The sequence below is a fragment of the Erythrobacter sp. Alg231-14 genome (genome assembly GCF_900149685.1).
Lineage (GTDB): Bacteria > Pseudomonadota > Alphaproteobacteria > Sphingomonadales > Sphingomonadaceae > Erythrobacter.
Map to the genome: position 1 here is coordinate 2256550 of NZ_LT702999.1, position 14312 is coordinate 2270861.

General features: G+C 58.4%; 19 protein-coding genes. 13 read left to right on the forward strand and 6 right to left on the reverse strand.

All coding sequences use genetic code 11. The features are described from left to right. Window positions 1-33: 33 nt before the first annotated feature. From BQ8290_RS10795 to BQ8290_RS10810, 4 genes are all read right to left on the reverse strand, one after another. Window positions 34-1140 carry a transglycosylase SLT domain-containing protein gene (locus tag BQ8290_RS10795; protein ID WP_337661324.1) on the reverse strand — a complete coding sequence of 369 codons (1107 nt, stop codon included), beginning with the start codon at window positions 1138-1140 and terminating at the stop codon, window positions 34-36. Between the two features lie 122 nt (window positions 1141-1262). Then, window positions 1263-1640 carry a flagellar protein FlgN gene (locus BQ8290_RS10800; protein ID WP_337661325.1) on the reverse strand — a complete coding sequence of 126 codons (378 nt, stop codon included), beginning with the start codon at window positions 1638-1640 and terminating at the stop codon, window positions 1263-1265. Beyond that, on the reverse strand, window positions 1637-1942 hold the full coding sequence (locus tag BQ8290_RS10805) for a flagellar biosynthesis anti-sigma factor FlgM (RefSeq protein WP_108790059.1): 306 nt from the start codon (window positions 1940-1942) through the stop codon (window positions 1637-1639). Before BQ8290_RS10805 ends, BQ8290_RS10800 begins: the two co-directional genes overlap by 4 nt. Window positions 1943-2019: 77 nt before the next feature. After that, window positions 2020-2568 (reverse strand): flagella basal body P-ring formation protein FlgA, encoded by a 549-nt coding sequence (locus BQ8290_RS10810; protein WP_108790061.1) that lies wholly within the window; start codon window positions 2566-2568, stop codon window positions 2020-2022. A gap of 173 nt (window positions 2569-2741) precedes the next feature. Here BQ8290_RS10810 and BQ8290_RS10815 point away from each other — a divergent pair, with 173 nt between their 5' ends. After that, window positions 2742-3818 carry a GGDEF domain-containing protein gene (locus BQ8290_RS10815; RefSeq protein WP_337661326.1) on the forward strand — a complete coding sequence of 359 codons (1077 nt, stop codon included), beginning with the start codon at window positions 2742-2744 and terminating at the stop codon, window positions 3816-3818. 80 nt (window positions 3819-3898) lie between these two features. Here the strand turns inward: BQ8290_RS10815 and BQ8290_RS10820 are convergent, their stop codons facing one another. Together BQ8290_RS10820 and BQ8290_RS10825 are read right to left on the reverse strand one after the other, a co-directional pair. Beyond that, window positions 3899-4378 carry a hypothetical protein gene (locus BQ8290_RS10820; RefSeq protein WP_108790065.1) on the reverse strand — a complete coding sequence of 160 codons (480 nt, stop codon included), beginning with the start codon at window positions 4376-4378 and terminating at the stop codon, window positions 3899-3901. Then, window positions 4375-5085: a MotA/TolQ/ExbB proton channel family protein gene (locus BQ8290_RS10825; RefSeq protein WP_108790067.1), complete on the reverse strand. Its 711-nt coding sequence runs from the start codon at window positions 5083-5085 to the stop codon at window positions 4375-4377. The genes BQ8290_RS10820 and BQ8290_RS10825 overlap by 4 nt, the downstream gene beginning before the upstream one ends. 311 nt (window positions 5086-5396) lie before the next feature. On the opposite strand from BQ8290_RS10825, the gene flgB reads away from it, so the two are divergent. From flgB to motA, 12 genes are read left to right on the forward strand one after another with little or no spacing between them, the layout of a single operon-like run. Beyond that, window positions 5397-5768, forward strand: a complete 372-nt coding sequence (gene flgB / locus BQ8290_RS10835) for a flagellar basal body rod protein FlgB (RefSeq protein ID WP_108790071.1) — start codon at window positions 5397-5399, stop codon at window positions 5766-5768. Between the two features lies 1 nt (window position 5769). Next, entirely contained in the window at window positions 5770-6180 is a 411-nt protein-coding gene (flgC, locus tag BQ8290_RS10840) for a flagellar basal body rod protein FlgC (protein WP_108790073.1), read from the forward strand. A gap of 3 nt (window positions 6181-6183) precedes the next feature. Then, window positions 6184-6561 (forward strand): flagellar hook capping FlgD N-terminal domain-containing protein, encoded by a 378-nt coding sequence (locus tag BQ8290_RS10845; protein ID WP_108790075.1) that lies wholly within the window; start codon window positions 6184-6186, stop codon window positions 6559-6561. A 45-nt stretch (window positions 6562-6606) separates the two neighbouring features. Beyond that, the gene (locus tag BQ8290_RS10850; protein WP_108790077.1) at window positions 6607-7419 is read left to right on the forward strand and encodes a flagellar hook-basal body complex protein; all 813 of its coding nucleotides are present in this window, start codon (window positions 6607-6609) and stop codon (window positions 7417-7419) included. Between the two features lie 23 nt (window positions 7420-7442). Further along, complete coding sequence (locus BQ8290_RS10855) at window positions 7443-8186, forward strand: flagellar basal body rod protein FlgF (RefSeq protein WP_108790079.1); 744 nt, start codon at window positions 7443-7445, stop codon at window positions 8184-8186. A gap of 55 nt (window positions 8187-8241) precedes the next feature. Further along, entirely contained in the window at window positions 8242-9033 is a 792-nt protein-coding gene (gene flgG, locus BQ8290_RS10860) for a flagellar basal-body rod protein FlgG (protein WP_108790082.1), read from the forward strand. A gap of 11 nt (window positions 9034-9044) precedes the next feature. Further along, window positions 9045-9722: a flagellar basal body L-ring protein FlgH gene (locus tag BQ8290_RS10865; RefSeq protein WP_108792311.1), complete on the forward strand. Its 678-nt coding sequence runs from the start codon at window positions 9045-9047 to the stop codon at window positions 9720-9722. Further along, window positions 9722-10825, forward strand: a complete 1104-nt coding sequence (locus tag BQ8290_RS10870; RefSeq protein WP_108790085.1) for a flagellar basal body P-ring protein FlgI — start codon at window positions 9722-9724, stop codon at window positions 10823-10825. The genes BQ8290_RS10865 and BQ8290_RS10870 overlap by 1 nt, the downstream gene beginning before the upstream one ends. Window positions 10826-10872: 47 nt before the next feature. Next, window positions 10873-11127: a flagellar biosynthesis protein FlgJ gene (locus BQ8290_RS10875; RefSeq protein WP_337661327.1), complete on the forward strand. Its 255-nt coding sequence runs from the start codon at window positions 10873-10875 to the stop codon at window positions 11125-11127. Beyond that, on the forward strand, window positions 11127-12485 hold the full coding sequence (gene flgK, locus BQ8290_RS10880; protein WP_108790090.1) for a flagellar hook-associated protein FlgK: 1359 nt from the start codon (window positions 11127-11129) through the stop codon (window positions 12483-12485). Before BQ8290_RS10875 ends, flgK begins: the two co-directional genes overlap by 1 nt. A gap of 18 nt (window positions 12486-12503) precedes the next feature. Next, entirely contained in the window at window positions 12504-13421 is a 918-nt protein-coding gene (locus tag BQ8290_RS10885) for a flagellin N-terminal helical domain-containing protein (RefSeq protein WP_108790093.1), read from the forward strand. Between the two features lie 27 nt (window positions 13422-13448). Then, window positions 13449-14312: a flagellar motor stator protein MotA gene (gene motA, locus BQ8290_RS10890; protein WP_108790095.1), complete on the forward strand. Its 864-nt coding sequence runs from the start codon at window positions 13449-13451 to the stop codon at window positions 14310-14312.

The following is a 14312-nucleotide window of genomic DNA, read 5'->3' on the forward strand; positions in this document are numbered from 1 at the left end:
CGAATGTGGATCCGGCTTCAGAAGAGAGAATGTTCAAAGACCAAGCGCTTTCAATTGATTATAGGCCCGACGGATTTGGCCGTTTGACCGGTCACTGACAGCGGCCAGACCGTCGCCAAACATGCTGCTCAAAACACCTGACATGCTCCCCTGCGAAAGGGTCGGGGCCAGTGGGCCGTTGGATGAGGTTGCGAAAGAAGGGCGATTGCCGCGCGTGAAGGTGGGCGGGTTCTGCGGTGCAAACATTGCGGCGTCTTGGGCGGCGTAGGATGCCGGCGCCACGGTGCCCGGAACGCCGGATGATCCGGCGAAATCGGGGATGGAGAACGATGCGGCAACGTATTCGGGCGTTGCGATGTCTGCCGCGTTTGTGCGGGCGCTTTCCAATTTGCCGGAGAGGTAGTCCATCACCCCGCTCAAACTCCGCGGAGTGCCGGTGTTTTCATAGAATACCGGGCGATTGGCCGCGGCGGGACGACGAAACAATGCAGCGGCGGATTGATCGGGATTGTCCGCCATTTCCGATAAGAACCGTCCAGCCCCGCCAGCACCGAGAAAATGGGCAAGGTACAGTTCGCCGTGGTCGGGCTGTCGCCCAAGGATCGGGGTTAGATGCGCGCGGTTATCCTCCGCCAATCCTGCCGCCATAAAGGACGCGATCTGGGGGTCGTTGCGCAAGGCGAGGATGGATTGGCGGGTTTGCGGGTCGGCCACATAAGCAGCGCCGCTTGCATTTGTGTCGATCTGCGCGGCCACGTTGCCCAGACCAAACCGATCCCCATGGCGCTGCATCGTGTTCAACCACGTGCTTTCGATGAATTGATACAGGCCCGTTGCGCTGGATGTGCTCGCTCGGGCCGTTGGGTTCATGGCCGATTCCACCTGCGCTTGCGCGATGAGGTAGTCAAAATCGACTGTGCTTTGCTGGGCCGCGCTGGCGATGGCTTGTTCGACAGTTACAGGGCGTTGAGTTTCGATCCCTTGGCCGCGAATGTCATGCGGTGGGTTTTGCCGGGCGATGGTTGGCTGGACGCCACCGGGAATGTTGCGGGCCGAAGCTTCGCGGAACGCATCATGCGCGCGCGCCGCGCGGTCAAAGGCAGATTGGATCCCAGCGGCGGGGATCGGATGATTGCTCACTGCGCTGGCCTTTCTTCCAAAATTGACAGCCATGCTTCGCGATCAAAATTGATCGGAAACCATCAATGAGGAAGACTGCAAACGGCGTGCCAGAACAGACGCCATGCGCAGTGATACGGAGGTTAGGGGTTGGCCTTGTTCACCGACACATAGGTGTGCTGCGTTGAACCAAGCGCTTCAAGGCGGGCCGAAACATTGGCCGCCAATAGGTTGCGCACCCTGCGATTGACGTCATTCAACGCCTGAGCCGTCTTGGCCAAATCGCGCGATTGGGGATCCAACGCATCGGCGCCAAATGGCTGCAATGTTTCGCAAAGGGTTTGTTTCTGGTGCGATGCTTCGAAAAGCGCGTCGGCATCCAATGTGGCAAGCGCTTGCCGCTCTTGTTCTAGAACGGCAATCACTTGCCGCAAATTGCCGCTTACGCCGTTGCCGCTGGAATCGGTGTTTCCGATAATGGGTTGGGCGGAGTGATCGCCTGTATGTGAAACGCCACTCATTCGCCGATCTCTAACCGTACTTGCGCTGCAATCATCGCGTCGGCGATTTTCGCTGGGACAAGAGGATAACTCCCATCGCGCAACGCTTCGCGGATTTCGCTGACGCGGTCAGAATTGACCGGCGGATTGGATGGGTTGACGGACGCGCCGATTTCGATGCTGACGCCGTTTGTGACGCCCCCTGACGTGGCGGCTTGATCCGACCGCGCAGCAGACGAGGATTGCGCCGCTGTGCGATCGGTATCGGACAGCGCTCGAGGGCCTGTGATCGCCTGCAATTTTCCAATTTCTATAGAGGGCATGGTGTGTCTCGCATTCTTTATTCGAATACCTGAACGGCAATGGGCACAGCGGATTAAGGGGGCGCATCAATTTTTTGTCATCCCGCCGGGATAATCGCGAGGCCGGGGCGTTCAATGCGGGCGCGAATAGGGGTCGCGTCGCGATCGATGCGTACGCCGATCCAATCGCCGATTGTGCCGTTGTCCAACGCTTCGCCGGATTGTTGAACGGTGAAACCACGCCCGCGCACGACCACGGTGATCGGGTCACCGCGGCTTACGATTGGGGCGATTTGGGCCGATTGTGGGGCCGGGCGCGTGGCGATGAAGATTCGCCAGCTTTCCGGTCCGGCGCAGGCGACCTGAACGGTGGATCGGTTGCGGCCGTGCCACGCGACATCCAACGGCGCCATACATGCGGCCAACCGCAAACGGCGATCCGCTGGCACCCTCGCGCCGCCGACTTCGCCAATGGTAACACCGGTAAATTGGGTGACTGCGCGATCAATCTCGGCTGGGTCGGTGAACCCTTGGGATGGCGTGCTTTGCGCGGAGGCGGCGGCGGCAAACAAAGGCAGGCACGCAATGATGGCAGCAATCGCTAAAAGCCGTGTTTCGAGCCGGTCGTTTGTGGTTTGAGAGTTCATCAATAGTCTCCAATTGGCAGTGTTCGTCACTCAATCTGCAAACGTCGTGCCAATTGATCGGGCCGCGATTATCCGGACCGGCTAAGTGTTTTTCCAAGGATGCGCGCAGACCAAGCGTAAGTGTGTGCCCCGTAATGTGCGTCGCATTGGTCGTCAGTAAGAACGGAAAAACAATGCAAAACGCACCACACATTCAACCGGTCGAAACAACCCCACCATCGCGCGCCGAATTGGCCCGAGGGGAGATGCTTGAGCGGATTTGCGATTTCATTCTGAAACACGACCTCAACGTCACCGGATCCAACCTTTCCGCCATCGGCACCGCATTGTCCGGGGCAAATGCGGCGTTGGCAGAAGCCTTTGTGAAACGGGAAATTTCCGGAGAACCGATCGATCAACGCTGGCTCGACACGGTCGCGCGACTTGACCCTGGCACCGGCGCACGCGTCGAAGAGCTGGAGCGGTTGATGGACAAAATGGAATATTCGATGATGCGTTTCGCGCAGTCGGCCAAATCGGCGCAAGACGAGACCAGCGAACATCGCGGCGCAATCGACGCTCAAATCCAAGCCATGTCGGCCAATATCGACGGGGAAGCCAATCGCGAGACGTCGGGTGAACACGGTGAAGTGGATCGCGTTATCACCCTATCGCGCACCATGTTGGAACGCATTGAGCAGGTCGAGACCGCGATGGAGCGCAGCCAAGCGGAAACCGATCAATTGCGGGCCAGCTTGGCCAAAGCGCGCACAGAAGCGGATGTTGATCACCTAACACGCCTGCCCAATCGCCGCGCATTTGAACGCCGATTGGCGTCCGCGTCGCAACAGGCGCAATTGAGCGGAAAGCCGTTGTGTGTGGCGTTCTGCGATGTCGATCATTTCAAAGCGGTCAACGACACACACGGCCACGATGCCGGCGATAGAGTCTTGGTTGCCATGTCCAGCACATTAAACGGCATGGCCAGCGATACGTGTTTCGTCGCGCGCCATGGCGGGGAAGAATTTGTGGTGCTGTTCTACGGTCTTGAAATAGACGCGGCGATGCAGAAACTGGATGGCATCCGGCGCGCGCAAGGTATGAAGCAATTGATCAACCGCGAAACCGGCAAACCGTTCGGAAAAATCACATTTTCCGGCGGCGTTGCACAAGTCCAAGGGGTAGAGGACGCGCGCGACGCGTTGGCCCGCGCGGACGAGGCGCTTTACGAAGCCAAGAATGCCGGTCGGAACACGATCGTCGCGGTTTAAGCGCCGGACCAAACCTCTCTCCAGCTTCGTAAAGTTTCCGCGACCCTCGGTCTGAGCTGGGCTCTGGCCGTACATCGGTTTTACGCGCCTTCATTGGACATTCGTTCGACCTGATCGGCACCTTTCTGGGAGCCCTGTTCCTCGGTCGGTGCATCGTAGGCGAGGCTTGCATAGATGTCGTTCACATCGCCCGATGCGATAACCACCCGCACTGCAAACCGGGCGTCCGATGCGTCCTTTGCGAACACTTGCGCTTGTTCCCAGACCGCTTGTTCTTCGCCGGGCGCATAGATCGCAAACACCGTAAGCGTGGCTCGCGAGTCCAACGGTTGTTCGCTGAGCCATTCTTGGATTGTTGGCCCGGATGGAGTCGCCCGAAACAACGCCTGACTTGATGCGAATTCTGCATGGGTCGCAACGGCATCATCTTCAAAATCCAAGGCAGTATCGTCTGATCCATCGCTGGATTCATTCGCCAGGGCTGACAGGGTGAGCAGAAACAGGATCAACGAAAGATCCGCAAGGATCAGCTGCCAACTCGATGCATTGCGGGATATCATGCGACGTCTTGCAACCGCACCGGCGCTTTGGTCCGGGGAAGCGGTGTTTTGGTAGTGGCTTTGTGCAAGTTGACGGCGTGTTGGCCGACCAATTCGGCTTCGAACCATTCGATCAATCCGGCGCGTGCGGTTTCTTCGCGTGACCCGCGTCGTTCGATTGCCGCGGCCAAAGGTGCGCAGAACAGATGCGCCGTCAACACACCGTAAAGCGAGGACAGAACGGCAGTGCCGACCGTGGCCATCATCGCCTGCGTCGTGGTGGTGCCGGTTGTGTCGTTGATTTGGGTGATGGCAAACAATGTGCCGACCAATCCGAAAATCGGGGCCAGTTCACCGGCATATTCAAACACTCGCATGCCTTGTGCGCGGATGATCTCTCTTTGCGATCGTTGCGCCCGTGCTGTGGCGTGGAATTCTTCGATGGACCCGCTGATCAAATAGGACTGGATCAATTTGGCCATGGATGGATCGGGTGGCAAAGGAGATTGCGCGCACAAATGCCCGCGTTGCCGAATTTCGGGTGCGCAGCGAGCCATAGACGCGCGGTTGACGTCGGCATCAAAGTCCGGCGCATGGATGCGGGCGATCGATCGTATCGCAACGGCCATATCGCGCCAACCGCATCGCGCCGTGGTGGCCAACAATGTCCCGGCAAGAACGATAACCAACGCCCCCAAATCCCAAAAAGCGACCGCTTCGTGCAACACTGAAATCTCCTCTGCGGCGGATTTGGCCTGTTCAACAAACCGGAATCATCCGCGCCCATTCAGGATCAGAACGGTCACACGATGGCTGGATTAAGAGGAAAGTGGCGGTGGGCAGTCCTTTGCCGCCGGCCTGCAATCGATTGCCGCTTGGATCGGAAATCATCGGCAAAATACGGCAAAGCCAGCCCGATTTCGGGGCTGGGCGTGGATTGAGAGCGTTTGGCACGCAAGCTGCAATGTGTCCGGCGAGGATTGATGGGAGCGCGGATTGCGCCGTTCCATCATCATGTTTCGCAGGAGCCCTAACGGCCATGAACGAACAGATTTTTGGCATACACGGCGCCGCTCTGGAATTGCGGTCAAAGCGGATGGGGGTGCTTGCCTCCAACATCGCCAACGCCGCAACACCCGGTTTCAAGGCGCGCGACGTAGACTTCAACGCCGCGTTGGATGCGCGATTGGCGCAAGGGCGCAGCGGGATCGGATCACCGAACGCCTCGATCCCCCCAGGTGAACCAGATCTGCTCTATCGTAGACCCACCATGCCCTCGCTTGACGGGAACACGGTCGAATTGGGCCGTGAGCAGGTTGCCTTTGCCGAAAACGCACTCGCCTATTCGGCCACGCTTAGTTTTGTTCAAGGCAAAGTGAACACAATCAACCGCGCATTGAAGGGAGAATAGGATGCCCGATGGTGCACCCATGACGTTGTTTTCGATGAGTGAACGCGCAATGTCCGCACAATTGGTGCGGATGAATGCGGCCACGTCCAATCTGGCGAATGCCGGGTCGGTCGCTTCCAGCGAAGCCGAAGCATACCGCCCGATCCGCGCCGTGTTCGCAACAGAATTGGACCGTGCATCTGGTCTTTCCGGCATGCGCAGCGAAGGGCTTGTCCGTTCCGAAACCGCGCCCACCAAACGATACGATCCCAACCATCCCTTGGCCGATGGAACCGGCCACATTTGGGAAGCGCCCGTCGATGAGAGCGCAGAGATGATCGAGATCAACGAAAGCGCCCGCCAATACCAAAACATGGTTCAGGCGCTTCAGACCGCCAAACAATTAATGCTCGAAACCCTGAGGAGCGCATAAATCATGACCATCACCGCGACCACATCGACCACCAGCCCTGCGGGATTGCTGGACGCCCTGGATCAATTGAACGCGCCATCGACGATTCGTCGAGAAAGCGCTGCAGCTGCGCTCGATTCCGCAGATTTTCTGCGTTTGATGACCGCGCAATTGGCCAATCAGGACCCGTTGGAACCGCAAAGCAACGAACAGATGTTGGCGCAATTGGCGCAGTTTTCGTCGCTGGAGAATGAAACCGCATCCAAAGCAACTTTGGATGACATTGCGAGCAAATTGGATGCTCTGATCGCCGCTCAAGAAGCGGCGGCTGCTGCTGCCGCCGCAGCCGCCACGGCCGGACAACAGACAACCTCTGAACCCGCGACAGCCGATCTCGTTTAACCCGCGCCTCCCCCGAATTTAGTCCGCAACACCAAGGAAATTCCTATGTCATTTTTCACCTCACTAAGCGGTATGCGCAATGCAGAGACCGATCTGCGCGTGATTTCAAACAACATTGCCAACGCCGAAACCGCGGGATTCAAAAAATCCAACGCGCAGTTTTCCGATCTTGTGGCAACCGGGGGCAGCACAGATCCGCGCACCACTCCGGGTATCGGTGCAACGGTGTCGTCTATCTCCCAAGATTTTGGTCTTGGTCAATTGGAACAGACAGGCCGCGTGCTTGACGTGGCAATCAATGGCGACGGTTTCATTGCGACCGCGGATGGCATTTCGGGCGACATCACCTTTACCCGCAACGGCAACCTCCAATTGATCGCAACCGGTGAATTGCAGGACGCGAATGGCAATTTTGTCCAAGCGTTTCCGGTTGATGCGAATGGCGACACCACATCGAATGTGCCCAACAATGTCGTGGTGCCGACGGTCAACGCCGCCGGTTCTGCATTGTCTACCATCTCTATCGACGCGCGCGGAATTGTTGGGGCGACCTATTCCGACGGCAGCAACGAACCGGTGGCGAAAATCGCGCTGGCTTCCTTTGCCGCGACAGGGGGGCTACGTCCGATCGGGCAAAGCAAATGGGAAGCGACCGCCGATTCCGGCGCGCCCGAATATGGTGAACCGGGCATCGGCAATTTCGGCCAGGTCCTAAGTGGATCGTTGGAACGGTCGAACGTCGATCTGGCCGAGGAAATGGTCTCGCTCCTAACGGCGCAGCGTAACTTTCAGGCCAACGCCCGAGCCATCGATACCGCCACGGCGATCTCACAGACCGTGTTGAACCTTCAACGGTAATCCACCGGGTTAGGACCTAGAAAATGGACCGTTTGATCTACACAGCTTTGACCGGAATGGACGCCGCCATGAACCGGCAGAGGGCAGTGGCCAACAACTTAGCCAATGCCTCCACTCCGGGATTTCGGCGGGAAATTTTCGCAGTCACACCCACCACATTGCAAGACGGTTCGATCCAAGCGCGGGCCTTGGCTAGGGGTGAAGTGCGCGGGGCGGACATGACCAAAGCCGAAGTGAACGCCACCGGCAGACCTTTGGATGTCGCCGTGCAAGGCGACGCCTTGATTGCATATCAAGCGCCTGGCGGGGGCGAAATCTATTCGCGCCGCGGCGATCTGCGGGTCGCGCCAACGGGCTTATTGGAAAACGGCGAAGGCCTCCCAGTTTTGGGCGAAAGCGGCGCGCCGATCTCCATTCCCGCAGGGTTCCGTATCGCCATTGCCGATGACGGCACATTGTTGGCCACAGACCCTGCTGTACCGGGTGAGGCGGCTCAACCGCTCGACAGGATCAAACTGGTGTCGCCCGAAGGCAGCGCGCTTTTGAAGGGGATCGACAGTTTCCTTCAGGTGCCCGGAGGCGGGGTCTTACCGGGTGATCCTACAGCGCGCCTTTCGTCCGGCGCACTGGAACAATCCAATGTCCAAACCGCCGCCACTCTTGTCGAAATGATTGATGCCCAACGCGCCTTCGAACAGCGCGCGAAGATCATCCAAACTGCCGGGCAATTGGACGAAGCAAGCAGCCGTTTGATGAGCATGAGCTAACCGCTGATCGATCGAGCAAACGGCGGGCCAAAGAATAGAAACGAAGGAACACACGATGCCCACATCCGCACTGCATGTCGCCCGAACCGGGCTGGAGGCTCAAGATGCGCGCATGCGCGTCATCGCCAACAATCTCGCCAATATCGGCACGACAGGTTTCAAACGCGACCGCGCCGATTTTGCCACTCTGGCGTATCAGGAACAGCGGGTTGCGGGCCAACAATCCACCAACCAAACGGCCTATGCGGTGGGTTTGAATTTGGGGACCGGTGTTCAGGTGCAAGGGACCACGCGGATCAATTCGCAAGGGACCCTCAATCAAACAGGCAACACATTGGATCTTGCGTTGGACGGGGCCGGCTTCTTTCAAGTTGAACTGCCCGGTGGCGGTCAAACGGGGTACACACGCGCGGGCAATTTCACGCTGTCTCCGCAAGGCAATCTGGTCACATCCGAAGGGTACGCCGTGACTCCGCCGCTGCAGATACCAGCAGGATCACAGAGCATCGCCGTAGCCCCCGATGGCACGGTCAGCGCGGTGCAACCGGGGCAATCGGCGCCGGTTTTGGTTGGTCAATTGCAAATCGCCAGTTTCATCAACCCCGCTGGACTGCAAGCGATCGGCGATAACTTTCTGGTCGAAACCGCTGCCAGCGGCGCAGCGGAAGCCGGACAGGCGGGGCAATTGGGCCGAGGCAGCGTCCGGCAAGGGATGCTGGAAAGTTCCAACGTCAACGTGGTCGAGGAGCTGGTCGAAATGATCGAAGCTCAGCGTGCCTATGAGATCAATTCAAAAATGGTGAGCGCGGTGGACGAAATGCTCCGCAACGCGAACCAGACCCTGTGATGAGTGCTTCTATGATAAAAAAACCTTTCGCCCTTTTGCTTCTTGGCACGGCCCTATCGGGTTGCATGACCTCCGGCGCCCAACGCGAGATGGGCTTCACCGCGCCGCCTCCACCACCGATTGCGGCCACGTTCCCGGGGGCGGAGCAAGGCACGAACGGCGCCATCTTTCAGGCCAACACCGGATATTCCGCTTTGGTCGTGGGAACCCGCGCCCGGCAACTGGGCGACATGGTGACAATTGTCCTGGTCGAAAGCACCAGCACATCCAAAAGCACGAGCGGCGCCACCGATCGCAGCGGCAGCTTTGGCCTTATCCCGCCAACCGCGGGCCCGCTCGATTTTCTCAACCCCAACGCCCTTAATGCCAGCGGCAATGGGTCGTTCAGTGGTGGTGGGAATGCTGCGCAACAAAGCCAGTTAACGGGAACGGTCGCGGTTACGATTGCGGCCATTTATCCGAATGGGACCGCCGAAGTGGTCGGAGAAAAACAGATGGCATTGAGCCAAGGAGATGAATGGGTCCAATTCGCAGGACGCATTCGATTAATCGATATTGATGGCGACAACATGCTGGCATCTTCGCGGGTCGCCAATGCGCGCGTCATCTACACCGGGCAAGGCGCGGTGCAGCAAGCGAGCCGTCCCGGCTGGCTCTCACGTTTCTTCAACGCTGTGTCGCCGTTCTGATGCGTGGGTTTCCTATTCTTGCTGCCCTTTTGTCATTGCTTGCCATGTGGGTTCCGACCCATGCGTCCGCAGAACGCATTCGCGATGTCGGCCAATTCGAAGGGCTTCGGGCCAACCAATTGACCGGCTATGGCGTCGTTGTCGGCCTTCAGGGCACCGGCGATGACAATCTGGAATATGTCACAGAGGCGATGCGCGGCGTTTCAGGCCGGTTGGGCTTGCAATTGCCGCCTGGTGTTAATCCCAATTTGCGCAACGCCGCCGCCGTTATCATCACCGCCGAACTGCCCGCTTTTGCAAAGCCGGGCCAACGGATCGACATCACCGTATCCACTTTGGGTCAGGCGCGGTCTTTGCGCGGCGGAGCTTTGGTTCTCGCGCCGCTTTATGGCGCCGATGGGCAGATTTACGCCATGGCTCAAGGGAACGTCGCGGTTGGCGGTTTGGGCGTTAGCGGGCGCGATGGATCACAATTGACGGTCAACATCACCACGGTGGGCCGGATTGCCGATGGCGCGTCGGTGGAACGCGCCGTGGCCACGGGGTTTGATCGCGAAGCAACTCTGCGTTTCAACCTGCATCAGGCCGATTTTCTCACAGCAAGCCGTGTGCGTGATGCGGTCAATTCGCGGTTCCCCGGTATGGCCAGCATCGCCGACGGGGTTAGCATTGAATTGACACTGCCATTTGGCAATGATGCGCGCGCCGCGGTTTTGGCAGAGATCGAAATGCTGCCTGTGACGCCGGCTCCAGTCGCCGCGCGGGTTATCGTCAACAGCCGGACTGGAACTGTTGTCATCAACCAAGCCGTGCGTCTCGCGCCGGCCGCGATCAGCCACGGCAAACTGGTGATCCGGATCGATGAATCGCCCACGGTGGTGCAACCCGCCCCGTTTGCAAACGGTGTGACAGCAATCGAAGAATCAAGTGAGATCAGCGTCATTCAACGCGATGACCGGGTCGCCCTTATGCCTGGTGCTGCCAATCTGAGCGAAATTGTCGACGCCCTTAATTTGTTGGGTGTGGGCGCGTCTGACTTGGTCGTGATTTTGGAAAGCTTGAAGCAAGCTGGCGCTTTGCAAGCTGAAATGGTTGTCCTGTGATTGGTCCGCTCACCCCTACACCTGCGTCTTCCGCGAATGAGGCGCCTTTGAGCCAAGCACGCCAAGATCTGCGCGAGGCAGCCGAAGGGTTTGAGGCGATCATGATCCGCCGGATGCTGGAAAGCGCCCGTGCATCGAGCTTTGCACAGGACGCGCCGCTAACCGGCGGCGGTTTGAAACAATTCGAAAAGATGCGCGATGAGCACTTTGCCGATCTTGCATCGGTATCGGGTGCATTCGGGTTTGCCCGGAGTATCGAGGAACAACTTGCTCAATTTGTTGATGGCAAAAGCACAGAGTAATGCCAACCAGCCTCATCTCTATCGGCCGCAGCGGGGCCGCCGCGGCACGCGCCAGCCTTGAGCTGACGGCGCAGAATATCGCGAATGCGTCCAACCCGGATTATGTCCGGCGCACGACAAGCCAAAGCGAATTTGTCGCCAGCGCAACGATCGATTTCCAATCGAGAACATCGTTCAGCGGCACACGCGCCGGAGACGTGCAACGCGCCAACAGCGAATTGATCCAAAGACAGGCGCGCGACAGTGGGTCGGACTTGTCCCGCGCACAGGCGGAATTGTCGGGCCTGAGAGATGCCGAAACGGCGTTGGAAAATTCGCGAATTTTCGAAGGTCTCGTCGATTTTGAGGCCGCTCTCACTCTGCTCGAAAGCGATCCCAGCGATTCCGCTTTGCGCACCGGCGCGTTGGAAACGGCGCGGCAATTGACCAGCACGTTTCAGTTTGCCGACACTGCTTTGGGCAATGCCCGCGCATTGGTCGAAGATGATCTGTCGATTGGCGCCGAAAGTGTGAACGGCGCGACTGAGGAATTGACCCGGATCAATTTGGCCCTGGTCAATTCGCGCGAAGGAACAGCCGGCCGCGCATCCTTGTTGGACGCTCGTGATGCCTCCTTGCGCGACCTTGCCGATGAATTTGGTATCTCGGTGCAATTCGACGATTTTGGCGCAGCCGAGGTTCGCATAGCGGCGGCCCCGCCTGCGGCGAGCGGAAGCGGCCCCATCTTGGTTTCCGGTACCATCGCCAACACAGTGACCGCATCGGTTGCCGCCGACGGCTCTAGCACTTTTGACATTGGCGGTGTGCAATTCACGCCGACCAGTGGAGCTATGGCCGGCCGCGCGGCGGCTCTTTCCGATTTGGCGTTAAGACAAAACGAATTGGACGCCGCAGCGGCGGCAGTGATTGATCGCGCAAACACCGCGCAAGCGGCAGGCGCAGCGATTGATGGCTCTCCCGGGCAACCCCTGTTTTCGGGGAGCAATGCGGGGGACATCGCGCTGGCATTGAACGATGGGTCTGGTTTAGCTTTGGCACCGGCGGGCTCACCGGCCGGCAGCCGTGACACTGCCAATCTGACCAATCTGATTGCCGCATTTGGTGCCGATGACGGGCCAATTGCTTCAACCGACCGATCGCTCCTCGCCTTGTCCAGCCGCATTGCGGGCCTGGAAACGACCCGCGAAGGTTTGGCGATCATCAATTCGAGCGCTGAGGCAGAATTGCTGAGCGAAACGGGTGTCGATTTGGATGCAGAGGCGGCCAATCTGATCCGCCTGCAACAGGCATTCGAAGCGAACAGCCGCGTGATTCAGGTCGCCAACGACCTGTTCGACACGATCCTTGGCCTGCGATGAAAACCGGGAGACGCAAGAATGACCTCTGTTAGCAATTCGACCGGCGCATTTTTTGAACGCTCTCTTGTTCAGATGGGTGCGTTGCGTGGGTCCGTTGAACGGTTTCAAACCGAAATAGCCACCGGCGAACGCATCCAACGCGGATCCGATGATCCGGTTGGCGCGGCACGTCTGCGGGCCCTGACCCGGCTGGAACGGCGCGGCGACACCGAAGAAGAGAATGCTGCCCGTTTGGGACAGGATTTGTCCGAAGCGGCCAATCAGATCGAAGGCATCGTATCCATCCTACAACGGGCGCGCGAACTGTCCGTTGCTGCGGCCAACGACCCTGTTGGAGAAAATGGACGGGCTGCGATTGCCGAAGAATTGGAGCAAATGGCAGAGGAAATGTTCGCTCGGTCCAACACACAATCGATCACCGGTGCGCCTTTATTCGCAGGGACCGCTGGATCGCCTGCCTTCCTTCGGGATGCGAATGGAGTGGTCACATACAATGGCAACAATCAAAACGGCGCCGTTCCAATCGCGGCGGGCACCAGTGTCGAACGCGGCGTAACCGGCGAACAATTGTTTGAATTTGACGACAACGGAACGCCCAGCAGCAATTTCGCGGTTCTCACCGATCTGGCGATTGCTCTGCGCGGTGGCGCTATGGATCCGGCCATCGCCGCCCAAGACGCGCTCTCCGGGATAGATTCCGCGCTCGACAACGCCAATCGCAGTCAGACCGTTATCGGCACCCGGCTCGCGTGGGTGGAATCGATCCAACAAGATCAACAAACCCGCGCCATCGATGTGGCGGAACAACGTTCGGATATTGGCGACACCGATATCGCGGATACAATCGTGCGGTTGCAACAAACGCTGACGGCGCTCGAAGCGAGCCAGGCCAGCTTCACCCGCGTGAGTTCGTTGACGTTGTTCAACGCGCTTTAACGCCCGTATTTTGGAAGGAATGAAGCTGTGTTTGCCGGTATCGGTATTGTTGTTTTGCTCGTCATGGTTTTTGGCGGCTACACCCTTGCTGGGGGTGCAATGGGGCCCATCCTTTCGGCATTGCCGTTGGAGATGATGATGATCGGCGGGGCCGCGATCGGGGCCACGCTGATCGGCAATTCCATGCATGAACTAAAGCTTTTGGGCGGGGGCTTGGGCAAGGTTTTCAAAGGCCCCAAATACACCGACGATGACCATATCGATGCCATCGCATTGACCAGCAAGTTGATGAAAGTGCTGCGATCGGACGGTGCAGTGGCGTTGGAAAGCCACGTGACCGAGCCCGAGAACTCCGCCATTTTTAGCGAATATCCGCGCCTTCAAAAAGACGAAGTGGTCGTAAATTTGATTTGCGATCCGCTCACTTTGTTGGTGGTGTCATCGGGCACGCTCGACACACATGCGGTGGAAGATGTGATCGACAATGCCATCAAAACTCAAATGCACGAAATGGATGAACCCAGCCACGCGATCCAATCATTGGCCGACGCGTTCCCGGCTTTGGGCATTGTGGCCGCCGTTTTGGGGATCATCAAAACCATGGGAGCCATCGATCAACCGCCAGCGATTTTGGGCAAGATGATCGGCGGCGCATTGGTTGGGACGTTTTTGGGCGTTCTATTGGCCTATGGCTTTGCTGGACCGATGGCGAGCCGTTTGAAACAGGTGAACGCGCATGACCAACAAATCCTGCACTCGATCAAACAGGTGATTGTCGCCAGTTTGCACGGCTATCCGCAACCCTTGGTCCTCGAAGCGGCGCGTTCCGGCCTGCCGCCGGCGCATCGCCCAAAACTGACCGATTTGCTCGATACGATGCGGGGCCGGTAA